The organism is Burkholderia sp. THE68, from assembly GCF_009938265.1.
Classification (GTDB): Bacteria; Pseudomonadota; Gammaproteobacteria; order Burkholderiales; family Burkholderiaceae; genus Caballeronia.
Map to the genome: position 1 here is coordinate 85833 of NZ_AP022315.1, position 17012 is coordinate 102844.

18 protein-coding genes and 1 riboswitch are annotated in these 17012 nt (G+C 63.1%); of the genes, 5 read left to right on the forward strand and 13 right to left on the reverse strand.

Features of this window, described 5'->3' with window-relative positions:
- From bioD to BTHE68_RS00445, 7 genes are all read right to left on the reverse strand, one after another.
- A complete protein-coding gene (gene bioD, locus BTHE68_RS00415; protein WP_162064664.1) occupies positions 1–702 on the reverse strand; it encodes a dethiobiotin synthase in 702 nt (233 codons plus the stop codon).
- Entirely contained in the window at positions 699–1889 is a 1191-nt protein-coding gene (gene bioF / locus BTHE68_RS00420; protein ID WP_162064665.1) for an 8-amino-7-oxononanoate synthase, read from the reverse strand. The genes bioD and bioF overlap by 4 nt, the downstream gene beginning before the upstream one ends.
- A complete protein-coding gene (locus tag BTHE68_RS00425) occupies positions 1886–3196 on the reverse strand; it encodes an adenosylmethionine--8-amino-7-oxononanoate transaminase (RefSeq protein WP_162064666.1) in 1311 nt (436 codons plus the stop codon). The genes bioF and BTHE68_RS00425 overlap by 4 nt, the downstream gene beginning before the upstream one ends.
- A 271-nt stretch (positions 3197–3467) precedes the next feature.
- A complete protein-coding gene (locus tag BTHE68_RS00430) occupies positions 3468–4724 on the reverse strand; it encodes a dienelactone hydrolase family protein (protein WP_162064667.1) in 1257 nt (418 codons plus the stop codon).
- Positions 4725–5048: 324 nt separating this feature from the next.
- Positions 5049–5468, reverse strand: coding sequence for a YchJ family protein (locus BTHE68_RS00435; RefSeq protein ID WP_162064668.1), 420 nt, complete (start codon positions 5466–5468; stop codon positions 5049–5051).
- A complete protein-coding gene (locus BTHE68_RS00440; protein WP_162064669.1) occupies positions 5465–6073 on the reverse strand; it encodes a glutathione S-transferase family protein in 609 nt (202 codons plus the stop codon). Before BTHE68_RS00440 ends, BTHE68_RS00435 begins: the two co-directional genes overlap by 4 nt.
- A 13-nt stretch (positions 6074–6086) precedes the next feature.
- Positions 6087–6764, reverse strand: coding sequence for an SDR family oxidoreductase (locus BTHE68_RS00445; RefSeq protein ID WP_162064670.1), 678 nt, complete (start codon positions 6762–6764; stop codon positions 6087–6089).
- A 261-nt stretch (positions 6765–7025) separates the two neighbouring features.
- Here BTHE68_RS00445 and BTHE68_RS00450 point away from each other — a divergent pair, with 261 nt between their 5' ends.
- From BTHE68_RS00450 to BTHE68_RS00460, 3 genes are all read left to right on the forward strand, one after another.
- The gene (locus BTHE68_RS00450; RefSeq protein ID WP_162064671.1) at positions 7026–7268 is read left to right on the forward strand and encodes a hypothetical protein; all 243 of its coding nucleotides are present in this window, start codon (positions 7026–7028) and stop codon (positions 7266–7268) included.
- Complete coding sequence (locus BTHE68_RS00455) at positions 7255–7671, forward strand: type II toxin-antitoxin system VapC family toxin (protein ID WP_162064672.1); 417 nt, start codon at positions 7255–7257, stop codon at positions 7669–7671. The genes BTHE68_RS00450 and BTHE68_RS00455 overlap by 14 nt, the downstream gene beginning before the upstream one ends.
- A 116-nt stretch (positions 7672–7787) precedes the next feature.
- Complete coding sequence (locus BTHE68_RS00460; protein ID WP_162064673.1) at positions 7788–8021, forward strand: hypothetical protein; 234 nt, start codon at positions 7788–7790, stop codon at positions 8019–8021.
- A 47-nt stretch (positions 8022–8068) separates the two neighbouring features.
- Here BTHE68_RS00460 and BTHE68_RS00465 read toward each other — a convergent pair whose 3' ends face one another.
- From BTHE68_RS00465 to BTHE68_RS00480, 4 genes are read right to left on the reverse strand one after another with little or no spacing between them, the layout of a single operon-like run.
- A complete protein-coding gene (locus BTHE68_RS00465) occupies positions 8069–9262 on the reverse strand; it encodes an acetyl-CoA C-acetyltransferase (RefSeq protein WP_162064674.1) in 1194 nt (397 codons plus the stop codon).
- Positions 9255–10025, reverse strand: coding sequence for a carbonate dehydratase (gene can / locus BTHE68_RS00470; RefSeq protein ID WP_162064675.1), 771 nt, complete (start codon positions 10023–10025; stop codon positions 9255–9257). Before can ends, BTHE68_RS00465 begins: the two co-directional genes overlap by 8 nt.
- Before the next feature lie 29 nt (positions 10026–10054).
- Positions 10055–11857, reverse strand: coding sequence for a bifunctional isocitrate dehydrogenase kinase/phosphatase (gene aceK, locus BTHE68_RS00475; RefSeq protein ID WP_162064676.1), 1803 nt, complete (start codon positions 11855–11857; stop codon positions 10055–10057).
- Positions 11858–11889: 32 nt separating this feature from the next.
- Positions 11890–12312, reverse strand: a complete 423-nt coding sequence (locus BTHE68_RS00480; protein ID WP_162064677.1) for a MerR family transcriptional regulator — start codon at positions 12310–12312, stop codon at positions 11890–11892.
- A 105-nt stretch (positions 12313–12417) separates the two neighbouring features.
- Between BTHE68_RS00480 and BTHE68_RS00485 the strand changes: the two genes are divergently transcribed.
- The gene (locus BTHE68_RS00485) at positions 12418–13491 is read left to right on the forward strand and encodes an MBL fold metallo-hydrolase (RefSeq protein WP_162064678.1); all 1074 of its coding nucleotides are present in this window, start codon (positions 12418–12420) and stop codon (positions 13489–13491) included.
- A gap of 6 nt (positions 13492–13497) precedes the next feature.
- On the opposite strand, the gene BTHE68_RS00490 is transcribed toward BTHE68_RS00485, so the two are convergent.
- Entirely contained in the window at positions 13498–15084 is a 1587-nt protein-coding gene (locus tag BTHE68_RS00490) for an ABC transporter substrate-binding protein (protein ID WP_162064679.1), read from the reverse strand.
- Between the two features lie 199 nt (positions 15085–15283).
- A riboswitch (yybP-ykoY riboswitch) is annotated at positions 15284–15459 on the forward strand.
- Positions 15460–15550: 91 nt separating this feature from the next.
- Here BTHE68_RS00490 and BTHE68_RS00495 point away from each other — a divergent pair.
- Positions 15551–16561 carry a sodium:calcium antiporter gene (locus tag BTHE68_RS00495; protein ID WP_162064680.1) on the forward strand — a complete coding sequence of 337 codons (1011 nt, stop codon included), beginning with the start codon at positions 15551–15553 and terminating at the stop codon, positions 16559–16561.
- Positions 16562–16694: 133 nt separating this feature from the next.
- On the opposite strand, the gene fliT is transcribed toward BTHE68_RS00495, so the two are convergent.
- Entirely contained in the window at positions 16695–16994 is a 300-nt protein-coding gene (fliT, locus tag BTHE68_RS00500; RefSeq protein ID WP_162064681.1) for a flagellar protein FliT, read from the reverse strand.
- Positions 16995–17012: the final 18 nt, after the last annotated feature.

Consider the following 17012-nt stretch of genomic DNA (forward strand, 5'->3'; position numbering starts at 1 on the left):
TCAATCCTTTTGATGAAGCGAGTCTGTCAGAACGTCGATGTCGAGCGAATCGGCGGCGCGCGACGCATCGGGCGAAGGGAGATGCGGAATCACGCCGATGAGCGGCGCCTTGATGTGTTGTTTGAGCGTTGCGATATTTTCGTCGGGATACAGCATAGCCGGATCGACTCGATTGGCGACCCAGCCCGCGAGCTTCAGTCCACGCGCCTCGATGGCCTCCACGGTCAAAAGCGCGTGGCTGATGCAACCGAGCCGCATGCCGACCACCAGCACCACCGGCAGATTCAGCGCGAGCGCGAGATCGGCGGTGTCGTGCGCGTCGTCGAGCGGCACGCGAAAGCCGCCGACGCCTTCCACCACGACGATATCCGCCTGCGTCACGGCGAAGCGATGCGCCTCGACGATGCGCGCGATATCCAGCGCGATGCCCTCGCGCGCAGCGGCGATATGCGGCGCGATCGGCTCGCGCATCATGAACGGCGTGCGGATTTCATTCGGCAGCGCGACGTTCGCGGCGGCGTCGAGCTGATCGGCGTCTTCGTTGTGCAGCACGCCGTCGCGCTCGATGGCGCCCGAGGCGATCGGCTTCATCGCGGCGGCGCGCAGGCCTGCGCGCGCGAAGCCATGCAGCAGCGCGGCGGAGACGAGCGTCTTGCCGATCTCCGTATCGGTGCCGGCGACGAATAGCGATAAAGCGTTCATAAAGTCTTCAGTGCGTTATCGAGGCGCGCGAGATCGTCCTCGCTGTGCGCGGCGGAAAGCGAAATGCGCAGGCGCGAGGTGCCGGCGGGCACGGTCGGCGGACGGATCGCGGGCACCCAGAGGCCGTGCTTGTCGAGCGCGGCGGCGATTTCCAGCGTTTCATCGTTGCCGCCGATCACGAGCGGCTGCACGGCCGTATGCGAATCGACGGGCATCCAGCGCGTGCGCTTGAGCATCGCGCGCGTGGTTTCGATCAGCGACGCGAGATGCGCGCGCCGTCGATCGCCTTCGTCGCTCGCGATGACTTCGATGCTTTTCGACACGGCATGCGCTACCGCCGGCGGCGACGCCGTCGTGAAGATATACGGACGCGCGCGCTGCACCAGCCATTCGACCACGGTTTCATGCGCCGCGACGAACGCGCCCGCGACACCCGCCGCCTTGCCGAGCGTGCCGACATAGACGAGATGCGGCGAGCGCAGCGCGTAATGCGCCAACGCGCCGCGTCCTTGCGGGCCGAGCACGCCGAAGCCATGCGCGTCGTCGACGATGAGCCACGCGCCGTACTTCTCCGCGAGTTCGACGAGACGCGCGAGCGGCGCGATATCGCCGTCCATGCTGAACACGGTGTCGGTGACGATGAGTTTCGTCGCGGCTTCGTCCCGCGAGGCGTCGAGCATTGCGTCGAGCGCTTCCATATCGGCGTGCGGATAAATCTGCGTTTCCGCACGCGAAAGACGCACGCCGTCGATCAGCGACGCATGGTTCAGCGCATCGGAGAACACGAGCGTGCCGCGTCCGGCGAGCGCGGTCATGATCGCGAGGTTCGCCATGTAGCCGGTGCTGAAGTAGAGCGCGCGCGGGTTGTCGACGAAACCGCCCGAGAACGCGGCGAGATCGTCTTCGAGTTGCGCGTGCGCGTGCGAATGGCCGCCGAGCAGATGCGAGCCGCCGCTGCCCGCGCCATACCGCGATGCGCCTTCCGCCAGCGCCGCGCGGATGCCTTCGTGCGCGGCGAGGCCGAGATAATCGTTGCTCGCGAAGCCGATGATCTCGCGGCCATCGACCGTCATGTGCGCCGAGCACGCGCTGTCGATGGTCTTGCGGCGGCGTCGCAGGCCGCGCGCGTCGATATCGGCGAGGCCTTGCTTCAGCGTTGCGTAGAGCGCTTGCGAAGTGTGCGTCATGCGGCGCCTCCGGCAAGCGTGACGTCGAGCGTCTCGCGCGTGCGTTGCGCGAGGAGCAGGAGTTCGTCGTCGGAAAGGATGTACGGCGGCATCATGTAGACCGTCGTGCCGATCGGGCGCATCAGCAGTTCGCGCTTCAGTGCGTTGGCGAAGAAGCGGCGCGAGAACGTCTTGTCGTCGATATCGACATCGAACGCGAAGATCGTGCCGCGTTCGCGAAGGTTCTTCACGCGCTCGTGCTTGCCGAAGTGCGCGTGCAACGCCTCGCGCAGCAACGCGGACTTGCGTCGATTCTCCGCCAGCACGTTCGCGCTTTCGAACAGATCGAGCGTCGCCAGCGCGGCGCGGCACGCGAGCGGATTGCCCGTGTACGAATGCGAGTGCAGGAAGCCGCGCGTGACGTCGTCGTCGTAGAACGCGGCGTAGATGGCGTTGCGGGTCAGGACGATCGACAGCGGCAGATAACCGCCGCTGATGCCCTTCGACAGGCAGATGAAATCCGGCCAGATGCCGGCCTGCTCGCACGCGAAAAACGTACCGGTGCGCCCGCAGCCGACCGCGATTTCATCGGCGATCAGATGCACGCCGAATTCGTCGCACAACGCGCGCAATTGCGTGAGATACGACGCGTCGTACATCGCCATGCCGGCCGCGCACTGCACGAGCGGCTCGACGATGACGGCCGCGAGGCTCGACGCGCGTTGCTCGAACAGCGCGCGCATCGCGGCGATGGCCGCATCGACGCCCGCCACGGCCGGCGACGCGACCACGTGCGCGTGGCGGATCAGCGGGTCGTAGGCGTCCTTGAAGAGGGCGACATCGGTCACGCCGAGCGCGCCGATCGTTTCGCCGTGGTAGCTGTTCGCGAGGCAGGCGAATTCGCGTTTCTCGTCCTGTCCGCGATTGCGCCAGAAGTGAAAGCTCATCTTCAGCGCGATTTCTACCGCCGACGCGCCATCCGACGCGAAAAATGCATGGCCGAGCGTGCGCTGCGTAAGCGCCGAAAGACGCTCGGCCAGTTCGACGGCTGGGGCGTGCGTGCAGCCCGCGAGCATCGCGTGTTCGAGCGTGTCGAGCTGATCCTTCAGCGCGCGGTTGATGTCGTCGTTCGCGTGGCCGAAGAGATTGACCCACCACGAGCTGATCGCATCGAGATAGCGGTTGCCCTGCGGATCGTAGAGCCACGCGCCCTTGCCGCGCGCGATCGGCACGAGCGGCACGCGCTCGTGATGTTTCATCTGGGTGCACGGATGCCACACGGCCGCGAGCGAGCGGGCAACCCAGTCCTGATTGGCTTCTGTGTTCAAAAACGGCTCCCAAGCGCCTGGACGCTTGCGTTGCTGGGGAAAACTGCGCGAGTCAATTATCCCTAAAAGAGGCGCAAGCTTCCGTATTCGGAAGGTTTTTTGGCCATGCGTGCGCGCGCAATGGAAATGCGAAAACGCGCTATCGCACGTAACTTCGCGCATTTCGAAGCGTTGTCGTCGGATTGGCGCGGAAGATGCGGGCTCGGCAAAAGCGAACGCCGGCGCATGGCCGGCGTCTGAAGAAAGCAGGAAAAGCGGGAAAGGGCGCCGTTCAGCGCGACGCCGTCTGCGTCTCGGCAGCCTGATCGTTCCAGACGATGCGGTTGTTCACCGCGTAGAGTCGGCACGGATCCGCGCTTTGCTTCTGGCAACTCGCGACCGCGACGGCCATCGGATCGTCGCCGCCTTCGGCCCAGGACCACGCGCCCGAATCCGACACCGCGAACGCACGGCTCGAATACTGCGAGAGGAAGTTGCGATATCCGGCGCGGCCGTTTTCATCGACGTAGGGGACGGCCTGAACCGAATCGAGATCCGCGAAGTTGGTCGCCTTCGGCATGCGCGGCTCGCTGACCTGATACTGCACGGACGTGGGCATGCCGATCTGCGCGAGGAAGGCTTTCACGCGCGGCCACCAGACCTGCACGCCGTCGCGATCGCCGACGAGACGATGCGCGTCGTTCTTGTAGGTGCCGAAATCGACCATGTTCGCGCGCGCACCGTGCGACGTGTACGCGGTGAACATCTGAGCGGACAGATCGCCTTGCCAGACCGAATCGTTGTCGCCGTAGAGCCACAGCGAGGGCAGGCGCACGTGTTCGCCGTAGGAGCCGAACGCGTTGACGAGATTCTTTTGCCAGCCCGCGCATTCGTCCTGACGCAGGCCGCCGGAGAAATTGATGAGGCCGCGCACGCCGGGCGCCGCGACGACATCGCGCGCGCCGTAGGCGATGGTCGTCAGGCCGCCATGCGACGTGCCCGCCACGACTATATGCGTCTTGTCCACATACGACTGCTCGCTCATGTACGCGACGGTCGCGGCGACGTCCTGCGCCTGCGCGAAGCCATTCGCTTCGACGTTGCAGCCGTGGCCGGTGTAATCGCCGCCCGAGCCCGCGAAGCCGCGGCGATTCGGCACGACGACCACATAACCGTGACGCACGAATTCACGCGCGAGCGCGACCGGACGATTGCGCTGTTGCGCGTGCGAGTCGCCGGGGAGCTTGCCGTGATTGAAGACGATCATCGGGAACGGGCCGGCGCCGTCCGGCTTGAACACCGTGGTTTCGAGCGAGATGTCGGCTTCGGGAATCTGGATGACGGCTTCGTTCAGACCATTCGCGACGGCGGGCAGGCCGGCGTCGAGCGAATCGGGAATCTGGGAAAGCGTCTGACCGAATGCGGGTGCCTGGAGACCTTCGGACTGACGCACGCCGCCGATCGGCTCGGCGCGCACGGCGGACGTGACGAGCGACGTCGCGAGCGCGCACACCATGCTGCATCCGACCAACCAGGTTCTGATCGCCATCCGTGAACTCCGACTGCGCATCCAATAGGGCGTTGAAACGGCGTGGCCCCTTTTTTGAAGTCACAAGCCTAACGCGCTGCTCGTGAAGAGCAGTATCGGCTGCGGGTTCCGGGAGTCATGCCCTGAAAAGGCATGACAATTGGCTTCAAAACGGGGCTTCGCTGCGAATGTCCGGGCACGGGAATGACTGCGCCCTGACGTGAACAGAGATTACCCGTTCAAAATTGCACTGCACAATAAGTGGTACCCCGTAACTGTTTAATCTGAAAGGAAATTCTTAGGAAATTAATACCGCGTGTAATCGCATATTTTTTAAAGACATATTTACTTTTCTTTAATGTCGCCGTTGACGTAGATCCAGTTTCCGGCGGCATTGCGCGTGAAACGGCTGGCTTCATGCAGCCGATACGCCCGCCCACCGGCCTTGTAGCGCGCGACGAACTCGACCTCCTCGTGATCGTCGTCGATGCACGTGTGGCGTTTGATCTGCAGGCCGAGCCAGCGCGTGTTCGCGTCGGAGGCGTCGAGATCGGGCGGACAAGTCGATTCGGCCCACGTCGCGCGCAGGTACGCCGTGTCGCCGAGCACGTAGGCGGTGTAGCGCGAACGCATCAGTTGCATCGCATTGGCGGGCTTTTCGCCGCCTTCGATGAAACGGCCGCAGCAGGCGTCGTAGCGCGGCGCGCGCGCATTCGGGCGCTGCTCGGGCGCGGCGCCGCCGCAGGGACAGTCCACCGGCTTCATTGATCGACGCCCGGCATCTCGACGTGGCGCGGCTGGCTGCGCACGCGTTCGAGCCACGCGCGGATCGCCGGATAGCGTGCCAGATCGACGTTCGCTTCATCCGCGACGTGCGTGTACGCGTAGAGCGCGATATCGGCGACGGTGTAGCGCTCGCCGACGAAATACGCGCGAGTCGAGAGATGCTGCTCCATCACGTCGAGCGCGCGATACGAACCGGCGATCCTGTCGGGCAGACGCGCGTCGTCGGGTCGCTTCTGGAATTGCAGGATGAAGCGCGCGACCGCGACGAACGGTTCGTGGCTGTACTGCTCGAAGAACATCCATTGCAGCACTTGCGCGCGTTCGAGCCGGTCGGTGGGCATGAGCGGCGAACCGTCGGCGAGATAGCAGAGGATCGCGTCGGATTCGGAGAGCGTGGTCTGGTCGTCGATCACGAGCACCGGAACCTTGCCGTTCGGATTGAGCCGCTTGAAGTCGTCGGTGCGGGTCGCGCCGTTCATCATGTCGACTTCATGCCACGCGTAAGGCAGGCCGAGTTGTTCGAGGACGAGGCGAACCTTGTAGCAGTTGCCCGATGCGGAAACGCCGTGTACCTGATAAGTCACATTCACTCCAGTTTCACCATTCGAGCTTCGTGCCGTCGTACTGGACGAAGCTGCCGTTGAATTCGTCGCGCATCGCGCCCGCTTCCGCGATCACCGCGCGCATGCCCGAGACGCTGTGCGCGGCATCGATCGCCGCCGATGGCCCGCCCATTTCCGTACGCACCCAGCCCGGATGCAGTGCGACGCAGGCCGTATGCCGCGATTCCAGCGATGCCACCTTCAGCGCCGAATTGAGCGCCGCCTTGCTCGCGCGATACAGCCAGCCGGTCGTGCCGCTCGCCCCGCCGATGCTGCCCATCTTGCTCGACACCACCGCGAGCACGCCCTTGGCGGCATCGGTGAGCGGCAGAAGCACGGGAATCAGTTGCATCGGGCCGCGCACGTTGGTGTGCATGACCTGATCGAAGTCGTCGGCGCCGATCGTTTCGACGCCTTCGGTGCGCGGGCCGTACACGCCCGAAACGACGATCGCCACGTCCAGCCGCTCTTCGTCGAGCTGCCAGGCGAGTGCGCCGATCTGCTCGGGCTGCGTGACGTCGAGCGGGAAGGTTTGCGCGCCCATCGCGTCGAGCGCGGAGAGCGAGGCCTTGTCGCGCGCGGTGGCGAGCACGCGCCAGCCGTCGCGGCAATATTCGCGCGCGAACTCGTGGCCGAGGCCGCGCGACGCGCCGACGATCAATACGGTTTTCATGAGCGACCTGTTCCTTGTAGGGGCGATTTTGCGACTATAGCGCGCGACCCGCGGTCGCGCGTGGTGCGCTTTCGATTACGTAAGACCAGAACGTGGGCATGTTTATCCGCTGGTGCCGGTATCACGCGCGCCGTGGCGATGTCGTTGGCGAGGCAGTGACGGGAGTGGCTGTCGAAAATTCCTATATCGTTCGGATGACTACGGATGCTTGATAAACCGGAGTAAAGTCACGCTGCTCGCAACTTTCAGGAGGAGCAGACCATGTTCAAGATTATTCAGGGAACGTTACCGTCGAATATCGACCCCGATGAACTTCGGGAACTTCAGAAGGAGGCCGCACAACGCTGGGAGATCGAAAAGGAGGTGCGAAGGAGGATGGGCATACTGGGCGATGAGGATAACGCGGGCTTCATCAGGGCGCTTATGAGTTTTCCGAAGATCGACTGTGACGACTCCATATTCGATCGTCACGCTAACTTCGGAGAGTCGGATGTTTCTGGCTGATACCAACGTCATCAGCGAGACCAGAAGGGAAGAGCGCGCGAACGAAGGTGTTCGCGCGTTTTTCGACGGTGCTCAGCAACGGCGCGAAGTGGTATTTCTGTCGGTCGTTACCGTAGGTGAGTTGCGACGTGGTGTCGAGTCCCTTCGTAACAAGGGTGACGCCCGGCAGGCGGCGATCGTGGAGGCGTGGCTGAAACGTGTTCTGCGCAGCTATGATGGGAGGATCGTGCCGGTAGACAGGGCGATCGGAGAGTTGTGGGGCAGTCTTCGAGCGCGGCACCCGGAGCCTGCCGTAGACAGGCTTATCGCGGCGACCGCGCTGATTCACGACCTGACGGTCGTCACGCGCAACGTCAGAGACTTCGAGAGGGTAGGCGTCAAAATGCTGAACCCCTTCGAGTAGCGTTGCGGCTGCGGAGGATAACTTTAGAGAATTCCTAAACACGAGAATGATTAGGTTTCCTGTATTAAACAGAAATAAGGTCAGGCCACTCAAACCTTTCAGCCAAGGAGGACCATATGTTCAAAGTCGTTCAGCCCTGGAACCATGACGAAACAGAACTTCAGGAAATTCAGCAACGCGCCGCCATCGAGCGAAAGATCGAACGCGAGGTTCGGCGGCAGATGGGACAAACCGTCGATCCGGACCCGGTAAAGTTCATCGAGGCTCTCCTGAACTTTCCTAAATCCGATATCGACGATTCGATCTCCGAGCGTCACGAAACTACAGAAGAACCGGATACATCTCGATGACGCGAATGTGAGCCGGCCCGGCGCGCCCCCGGCCCGGCCCACGACGCTCAAACCAGCTCGACCCCCATCGCAGTCGCTTCCCCACCGCCGATACACAGGCTCGCCACCCCGCGCTTCAACCCGCGCGCCTTCAACGCCCCCAGCAACGTGACGAGAATCCGCGCGCCCGAAGCACCGATGGGATGACCGAGCGCACACGCGCCGCCGTTCACATTGACCTTGTCATGCGGCAGATCATGCTCGCGCATCGCGGCCATCGTCACGACGGCGAACGCTTCGTTGATCTCAAAGAGATCGACATCGCCCGCGCGCCAGCCGTTCTTCTCGAAGAGCTTGCTGATCGCGCCGACGGGCGCCGTCGTGAACAGCGCCGGCTGCTGCGCGAACGTGCTGTGCCCGACCACACGCGCAATCGGCGTGACGCCGAGCCGCGATGCCGTCGATTCGCGCATCATCACGAGCGCCGCAGCGCCATCCGAGATCGACGACGAATTCGCCGCCGTCACCGTGCCGTCCTTGGCGAACGCAGGCTTGAGCGACGGAATCTTCTCGACGTTGGCCTTGAACGGCTGCTCGTCGCGCGCGACGACAGTATCGCCCTTCTTGCCCTGCACCGTCACCGGCGCGATCTCCCACTCGAACGAACCATCCTCGTTCGCCCGTTTCGCGCGTCGAAGCGATTCGACCGCGAACGCGTCCTGTGACTCGCGCGAAAACGCATACGACGAAGCGCATTGTTCCGCGAACGTGCCCATCAGACGGCCCTTTTCATAGGCGTCTTCGAGGCCGTCGAGGAACATGTGATCCAGCACCTGCGCGTGACCCATGCGCAGGCCGCCGCGCGCTTTCGGCAGCAGGTACGGCGCGTTCGTCATGCTCTCCATGCCGCCCGCGACGATCACGTCGACCGAGCCCGCGAGCAGCATGTCGTGCGCGAACATCGCGGCGCGCATGCCGGAGCCGCACATCTTGTTGATCGTCGTGCAGCCGATGGAAAGCGGCAGCCCCGCGCCGAGCGCGGCCTGACGCGCGGGCGCCTGACCTTGTCCGGCGGGCAGCACGCAGCCCATGATCGCCTCGTCGATCAGTTCGGGCGCGAGGCCCGCGCGTTCACGCGCCGCGGCGATCGCCGCCGCGCCGAGTTGCGCCGCGGTCAGCGACGCGAAATCGCCCTGGAACGCGGCCATCGGCGTGCGCGCCGCCGAGACGATGACGATGGGATCGGTTTTTGTCTCACTCATGTTTCAGCTCCTTGATGACGCCCTGAATGACGGCGGGAACGTCGCCCAGACGCGCCGCATCGGACGCGAGGACATCGTTCTCCGCGGAATGCGCGCCGCTGCGACTCATTGCGGCGATGCACGACTGATACACCGGGTCGATCTCTTCCGACGCGCCGATCATCATGCCCATGTTGCGCAAGCGGCCATCGTGCACGCCGTAGGTCCAGCCGTGCACGGTGAGTTCCTGACCGCGCGCCCATGCATCGTTGACGATGGTCGTGCGGCATACGTTGATGGTCTGCTCGATCGTGTTCAGCTCGACGAGCCGACGATGCCGCGCGTCGCCCATCGGCCATGTGTCGAGCAGCGCGCCGTGCTTTTCGCGCACGTCCTCGACATGGCGCAGCCAGTTGTCCGCAAGACCGACGCGCCGCCCGACGAGTGCCGCGCCCACGCCCGAGCAGCCGTAATGGCCGACGACCATGATGTGCTTCACCTTCAGCAGATCGACGGCGAACTGGATCACCGACAGACAGTTGAGGTCCGAGTGCACGACGACGTTCGCGATGTTTCTGTGCACGAACACTTCGCCCGGCGGCAGACCGATGATCTCGTTGGCGGGCACGCGCGAATCCGCGCAACCGATCCACAGATATTCCGGCGTTTGCTGATGCGCGAGACGCTGGAAGAACTCGCCGTCCTCGGCGAGCTTGCGCTGAACCCATTCCTGATTGTTCGCGAACAGGTGGGCAAGCGGAGTCTTGTCGTCAATGTGGTTCATGTTCGAAAGTCAAAGCGGGACGGCATGCGTCAGGCGGCACGCGCGTCCGGTCGGCCGGACTCGCCGAAACGCTCCGGATAACGGATGCAGAATCGGACGTCCCGGTCATAGGGAAAGAAATCGGCGAGTTCGCCGCGCAGCAGTTGTTCCTTGTGTTGCTGCCACAGCGCGGGATCGAAGAAATCCGCGTGATGGCGCATGAACGCTTCGCGCACGCGCGGATCGCCGAGCAGAAATGTGCCGTACGTTTCGGGAAAGATATCGTGCGGACCGACGGTATACCACGGTTCGCCCGACAGTTCGTCTTCCTCGTTGCGCGGCGGCGGCACGCGGCGCACGTTGCAATCGGTCAGATACTCGATTTCATCGTAGTCGTAGAACACCACGCGACCATGCCGCGTCACGCCGAAGTTCTTGTACAGCATGTCGCCGGGAAAGATGTTGGCCTGAATCAACTGCTTGATCGCGTCGCCGTATTCCTTGATGCCGTGCTCGATGTCGTCAGTGCTTCCATTCTGCAGGAACAGATTGAGCGGCACCATGCGGCGCTCGATATACACATGCCTGATGACGAGCCGGTCGCCTTCGTACTCGATCATCGAAGGCGCTTCCTTTTCGAGTTCGCGGATGAGCGCATCGTCGAGGCGCGCGACCGGCAGCGCGACGCTCGAATACTCGAGCGTATCGGCCATGCGGCCCAGGCGATCGTGGCGCTTCACGAGCTGGTACTTGTCCTGGATCTTCTGCCGCGTGGTTTCCTTCGGCGGCGGAAACGCGTCCTTGATGAGCTTGAACACGTACGGAAACGAAGGCAGCGTGAAGACGATCATCACGAGCCCCTTGATGCCGGGCGCGACGATGAACTTGTCGCTCGAATGCGACAGATGGTGCAGCAGATCACGGTAGAACAGATTCTTGCCCTGCTTCTGCAGGCCGACCGACGTGTAGATTTCCGCCTTCGGCTTGCGCGTCATGATGGTGCGCAGGAACTGCACGTACGCGGACGGCACTTCCATGTCGACGAGGAAATACGAGTGCGCGAAGCTGAAGATGATGAGCACCTGCTCACGCGACAGCAGCACGGTATCGAGCGCGAGCAGGCGCGGCGCCGTGTGCCGGATCGCGATGGCGAAGGGCAGCAGCGCATCGCCGTTGATGATGCGCCCGACGATATACGCCGCCTTGTTGCGGAAGAACAGCGACGAAAGCACGTGAATCTGAAAATTCGGCGCGGGCGTGAGATCGCCGAAGGTATCGCGCATCGCCTGCATCACGCATTGCACGTCGCGCTCCAAATCCTCGAACGGCGTCTCCAGCTGAAAATTCGTGACGATGCGTTCGAGCGTGGCGGCGAGGCCGTCTTTTTCCGGGTAATACGCGCGATAGGTCGGCTTTGCGGCGGGCTCGTCGTTTTCGATGTATTCGGTCGAAATGGCCGGCCGCACGAAGATGAAATCGTTGTTGAAGTACGAGCGATGCAAAATCTTGCAGCACACCGAGTTGAAGAACGTCTCGGCGCATTCCGGCTGCCGATGCGTCGTCAGCAAGCCGATGTAATGCAGCTTGATCTGCTGCCAGATATCGTCGTCGATATTTTCGGCGTCGTATTCGTCCTCCAGCAGCGTGACGCATTCCTCGACGCGATCGTCATACGACGTGATGCGGTCGCGCGCGAGTTGCTGCAGCGCGAGCCATTCGCTGTGCTCGAACAGCGCCTTCGCCTCGATCGCGGCTTCGCGGAACACGCGGTAATGATGCTCGAAGCCTTCGAGTATCGTCTTGGCGACGTCGAAGCCGATTTGCGACGAGAGCAGCTTGGGAAAGTGATTCATGTCGACCCTGCGCTTCGTGTGGGGAAGTCACGTCATGCCGCTTTGGGTTTGCGGACGCGCTTGTCCGTGCCCGCGGCGATCAGCGCGCGGCCCTGTTCCTCATACGCGGCGAGTTCGGCGAGCGTGGTGTTCAGGTCTTCCAGCTGACGTTCGAGCACTTCGCGATGCGCGGCGATCGTATCGACGAAAGCCTGCAGTTGCGTGGCCGAGCCGGTCGGCGAATCATAGAGATCGAGCAGCGTGCGGATTTCCGACAGCGTGAAGCCGAGCCGCTTGCCGCGCAGCGTGAGCTTCAGCCGCGTGCGGTCGCGCGGCGAATACACGCGCCGCAGACCGTTCGCGCCCGCGCGTTTCGGCGCGAGCAGACCCTGATCTTCATAGAAGCGAATCGCGCGCGGCGTGATGTCGAACTCGCGCGCCAGTTCGGTAATCGTGTAATGCGTCGGTTGAGTCATTGCCGGCCGGCAGCGCAAATGCGCGCGCAACGTTAGAATGGACGTTTACGTTATCGTCAACTTCGCCAAATTGCAACGCGGCGCAAACCCGGAGACAGGCACCGAATGAACGCACTCGAACACCAGCTCGATTATGTTTTCGCGGACGCGTTGCCCGAACCGGGCGGCGTCAGGGAAGTGGCGCCGGGCGTGTTCTGGCTGCGCATGCCGCTGCCGTTCGCGCTCGATCACATCAACCTCTGGCTGCTTGCCGACGAGATCGACGGCGTGAAGGGCTGGACCGTCGTCGATTGCGGCATTTCGAGCGACACGATCCGCGCCAACTGGGAGCGCGTGTTCGACAGCGTGCTCGACGGCCTGCCGGTGCTGCGCGTAATCGTCACGCATTGCCATCCGGACCATCTGGGCCTGGCCGACTGGATCTGCAAGGGCGGCGACCAGGCGCGCTGGAACGTGCGCCTGTGGATTTCACTCGGCGAATACGCGATGGGCCGCGTGATGGCCGCGGGCGACGGCTCGAACGCGGGCGGCGAGCGCGCGGCGGCGCATTTCGCGTCGCACGGCCTGACCGACGAAGCGTCGCTCGATGCATTGCGCAAGCGCGACAGCTATTACCCGACGCTCGTGCCGTCGATGCCCGCCGAATACCGGCGCATCCGCGATGGCGATGTGATCCGCATCGGCGCGCGGGATTGGGAAGTGGTGTCGGGTTACGGCCACTCGCCGGAACACAGCGCGCTTTTCTGCGCCGCCGACAAACTGCTCATCTCCGGCGACATGGTGTTGCCGCGCATCTCGACGAACGTCTCGGTGTTCGCTGTCGAGCCGGAAGGCAATCCGCTCGCGCTCTATCTCGAATCGCTCGGCCGCTACGAATCGATGCCTGCCGATACGCTCGCGCTGCCTTCGCACGGCAAGCCGTTTCGCGGCGTGCAGACGCGCATCGGGCAATTGCGCGAGCATCATCGCGCGCGGCTGGCGGAAGTGCGCGAGGCGTGCGCGCAGAAGCCCTGCAGCGCCGCCGATATCGTGCCGATCATGTTCAAACGCAAACTCGACATTCATCAGATGACATTCGCGCTCGGCGAAGCGCTCGCGCATCTGAATCTGCTTTGGCTCGATGGCACGTTCAAGCGTCAGGCCGGCGACGATGGCGTGATGCGCTTTGCGCCGGCCTGACTTCGTTCACTGCACCGATGCGCCGCCGAAGTTCACGCGCCCGAACGGACTCACGCTGTAACCGCTGACGTTCGCGCGCGTGAGCGCCGCCGCCGTCGGATAGACGAGCGGAATCCACAGCGCCTGATCGTGGATGATCTTCTGCGCGTCGACATACGACTTCGTGCGTTTCGCGACATCGGCCGTCGACTTGCCATCGGCGATGAGCTTGTCGAGTTGCGGGTCGCAATAGCGCGCGAAGTTGATGCCCGACTTCACCGCGTTGCAACTGAAAAGCGGCGACATGTAGTTGTCCGGGTCGCCGTTATCGCCCGCCCAGCCCATGAACAGCATGTCGTGTTGACCCTGCTTCGCCTGCTTGATCAGCTCGCCCCATTCGATCACCTTCACCTGCGCCTTCACGCCGATCTTCGCGAGATCGGCCTGCAGCAACTCGGCGCCCGCTTTCGGATTCGGATTCAGCACGCTGCCGTTCGGACGCACCCAGATCGTCGTTTCGAAGCCGTCGGGAAAGCCTGCGTCGGCGAGCAGCTTCTTCGCGTCGGCCGATGAATACCTGTACGCCGCGACGTTCTTGTCATAGCTCCATGTATTCGGCGGATACGGATTCACGGCGGCCGTCGCGGTGTTCTCGAACACGGTCTTCATATAGGTCGTGCGATCGAACGCCATGTTGATCGCCTGACGCACCTTCGGATTGTCGAGTGGCTTTTTCTGCGTGTTGAGCGCGACGAACGCCGTCATGAACGCGGGCGCCTCGCTGACCTTGAGCGACTTGTCCTTCTTCGCATCGAGCACGTCCTGCGGCTTCGGCGACAGCGCGATCTGGCATTCGCCCGCCTTGATCTTCTGCGCGCGCACGGACGCATCGGGCGTGATCGCGTAGATCAGGCGGTCGACCTTCGGTTTCGGGCCCCAGTAGGACGGATTGACGTCGTAGCGGATCACCGAGTCCTTCGTGTAGCTCTTCAGCACGAACGGACCGGTGCCGATCGGCTTGCTGTTCAGATCGACCTGCTGATTCGCCTTGAGCAGCTTGTCCGCATACTCCGACGAATAGATCGATGCGAAACCCATCGTGAGGATCGGCACGAAGGTCGCGTTCGGCTCGTTGAGTTCGAACTTCACGGTCTGGTCATCGACTTTCGTGACGGCTTTGATGAGCTTCACGAGGCCCATCGACTGGGCGTGCGGAAAGCCGCTTGCGCCGGCGATCTTGTGCCACGGATTGCTGTCGGACAGCATGCGCTCGAACGTGAACACGACGTCGTCAGCGTTGAGCGCGTGTGTCGGCTTGAAGTAATCGGTCGTCTGGAACTGGACGTTCGGGCGCAGATGGAAGGTGTAGCTCAGCCCGTCGCTGCTCACGTCCCACTTTTCCGCGAGCGAGGGCACGACTTTTTTGGCGGCTTCGTCGTAGGAGACGAGCGTGTTGAAGATGACGTCCGCCGACGCGTTGGTCGTCACGAGCGAATTGAACTGCACGACGTCGAAGCCGTCCGGGCTCGATTCGGTGCAGACGGTGAGCGGCTTGGACATCGCGAGCATCGGCGCGGCGAGCATGGCGGCTGCGGCGAAGAGTTTCAGGCGCATGAGATCTCCCGTGACCTCGTGGTCACACTGCGTTTCATTGTTGTTTGCGAATCGCTGGGGCGCGGAGCAAGCGGCGCGCCCGGCGCGGCTAGATTAGCGAATGCCCGCGCCGCCGACAACGATTCGATCGGCATACGCTTATTCATGACACTTTGCCTCGCGTGCGCGCGGCTTGCCGAAACCGGCCGCATCAGGCTAAACTTGCGCCGTCTTTGGGGAGTAGCCTTCCTTCGCGTGCGAAGGAGAACGCGTCAACATCCTCGGCCCTGCTGCCGTGGCGCGTTCGACCGGAACGGTTTGGCGAGACCATCGATGCGCTATGTCGTTCTTGGTCGGACGGCGCGTGGCGCATCGTGGTTCGCTTGACGTCCGGCCGTGGAATCATCGTGTCCCCACAACTAAAACATCCTCCCCGTCTTTCGCGCACGCTTGCGCGCCCGTCGCATTCATCGATGCGAGGTGCCGCATGACGATGCTCTTTGTCGAACTCGCGCTGATGCTCGTGATCATTCTGATCGCGTCGGAGCTATTCACGAATGCGCTGGAACATCTCGGCGAGCGGCTCGGCATTTCCGAAGGCGTGACCGGGTCACTGTTCGCGGCGGTCGGCACGGCTTTGCCGGAAACGACGGTGCCGATCATCGCGCTGCTTGGCGGCACGCCGAGCCGTGCGGTCAACGAGGAAATCGGCGTTGGGGCGATTCTCGGCGCGCCGCTGATGCTCGCGACGCTTTCCACTTGCCTGATGACGGTCGCGATTCTCAAGTCGCGTGGTTTGAACGGCAGGATCATGCCGGAGCGTAGCGGATTCGTGCGCGATCTCAACTTCTTCCTGTTCGCGTTCCTGATTGCCTGTGCGGCGATGTTCGTGCCGCATCATGCGTGGCAGGTGCGCGCGTTGTTCGCGGCGGGGCTCGTCGCGCTTTATGTCGTGTATGTGATTTCGACGTTCAAGGCTTCGGCGAAGCTCGTCGAGGGCGGGCACGGGACGGAGGCGCCCGAGGCGTTGTTCGCGTCGCGCCTCGGTTTGAAGACCACGTTCGGCACGATCATGCTGCAGTTTCTCGTCGGCATCGTGTTGCTGGTCGGCGGCGCGAAGGGGTTCATTCACGGCGTCGAGGGCGTGTCGCATGCGCTCGGAATTTCGGCGCTGTTGCTGTCGCTCATCATCATTCCGATTGCCACCGAACTGCCCGAGAAGGTGAACAGCATTCTGTGGGCGCGCAGAGGGAAGGACACGCTGGCGTTCGGGAATATCACCGGGGCGATGGTGTTTCAGGGCACGCTGCTGCCGGGGATCGGCATCATGTTGACGCCCTGGGAGCCGCGGGTCGAAGTGCTGACGGGCGTGTTGATCACGCTAGCGGCGGCGGCGTGGCTCAGATTCAATGCGAAGCCGAATGGCGTCGTGCTCTGGGCGTTGCTCGGGAATGGCGTGTTGTATGCGGCTTATCTCGTGTTGACGCTTGGGCGGTGAAACCGCTCCAGCCGTCCCCGCAAAACAAAATGCCCGCCAAGGCGGGCATCGAAGAGCGAAGCAGCGCGCCGCGAAAACCGGCGCGTTGTTCTTGTTGTTCTTATAAAGGTTATCGGCGCGAAATGAGGAAACTTTAGAACCGCGCCGCCTGCTGATACCGGCTCGCAGCTTTCGCCCCATCCATCGAGCGCCGATACGTCGTCGAAAGCGCCACCTGCGCCGTCCCAGCACGCGCGGCGACCGCATCGATGCTTGCCTGAATCTTGCGGATGACCGCAAGCGCGTCCGCCGGCTGCTCGGCCTCGAGCGCCATCACCAGCGGCGCGCGCGCCTGCGTGAGATCAGCCGCCCGCGCCCAGTCTTCCTTGCCGACCGCTTCTTCGATAGCTTCGGTCAACGCCCAGGCGTTCTGAATCAATTCATTCTGGTTCATGGTGGGTTCCAATGCCTG

What these genes read in the sequence shown, in the direction of transcription:
- BTHE68_RS00495 (WP_162064680.1), top strand. Translation starts at nt 15,551, where the DNA reads ATGACGATGCTCTTTGTCGAACTCGCGCTGATGCTCGTGATCATTCTG.
- BTHE68_RS00445 (WP_162064670.1), bottom strand. Translation starts at nt 6,764, where the DNA reads ATGAAAACCGTATTGATCGTCGGCGCGTCGCGCGGCCTCGGCCACGAG.
- aceK (WP_162064676.1), bottom strand. Translation starts at nt 11,857, where the DNA reads ATGAATCACTTTCCCAAGCTGCTCTCGTCGCAAATCGGCTTCGACGTC.
- BTHE68_RS00430 (WP_162064667.1), bottom strand. Translation starts at nt 4,724, where the DNA reads ATGGCGATCAGAACCTGGTTGGTCGGATGCAGCATGGTGTGCGCGCTC.
- BTHE68_RS00480 (WP_162064677.1), bottom strand. Translation starts at nt 12,312, where the DNA reads ATGACTCAACCGACGCATTACACGATTACCGAACTGGCGCGCGAGTTC.
- can (WP_162064675.1), bottom strand. Translation starts at nt 10,025, where the DNA reads ATGAACCACATTGACGACAAGACTCCGCTTGCCCACCTGTTCGCGAAC.
- BTHE68_RS00465 (WP_162064674.1), bottom strand. Translation starts at nt 9,262, where the DNA reads ATGAGTGAGACAAAAACCGATCCCATCGTCATCGTCTCGGCGGCGCGC.
- BTHE68_RS00485 (WP_162064678.1), top strand. Translation starts at nt 12,418, where the DNA reads ATGAACGCACTCGAACACCAGCTCGATTATGTTTTCGCGGACGCGTTG.
- BTHE68_RS00460 (WP_162064673.1), top strand. Translation starts at nt 7,788, where the DNA reads ATGTTCAAAGTCGTTCAGCCCTGGAACCATGACGAAACAGAACTTCAG.
- BTHE68_RS00435 (WP_162064668.1), bottom strand. Translation starts at nt 5,468, where the DNA reads ATGAAGCCGGTGGACTGTCCCTGCGGCGGCGCCGCGCCCGAGCAGCGC.
- BTHE68_RS00450 (WP_162064671.1), top strand. Translation starts at nt 7,026, where the DNA reads ATGTTCAAGATTATTCAGGGAACGTTACCGTCGAATATCGACCCCGAT.
- BTHE68_RS00490 (WP_162064679.1), bottom strand. Translation starts at nt 15,084, where the DNA reads ATGCGCCTGAAACTCTTCGCCGCAGCCGCCATGCTCGCCGCGCCGATG.
- fliT (WP_162064681.1), bottom strand. Translation starts at nt 16,994, where the DNA reads ATGAACCAGAATGAATTGATTCAGAACGCCTGGGCGTTGACCGAAGCT.
- bioD (WP_162064664.1), bottom strand. Translation starts at nt 702, where the DNA reads ATGAACGCTTTATCGCTATTCGTCGCCGGCACCGATACGGAGATCGGC.
- BTHE68_RS00455 (WP_162064672.1), top strand. Translation starts at nt 7,255, where the DNA reads ATGTTTCTGGCTGATACCAACGTCATCAGCGAGACCAGAAGGGAAGAG.
- bioF (WP_162064665.1), bottom strand. Translation starts at nt 1,889, where the DNA reads ATGACGCACACTTCGCAAGCGCTCTACGCAACGCTGAAGCAAGGCCTC.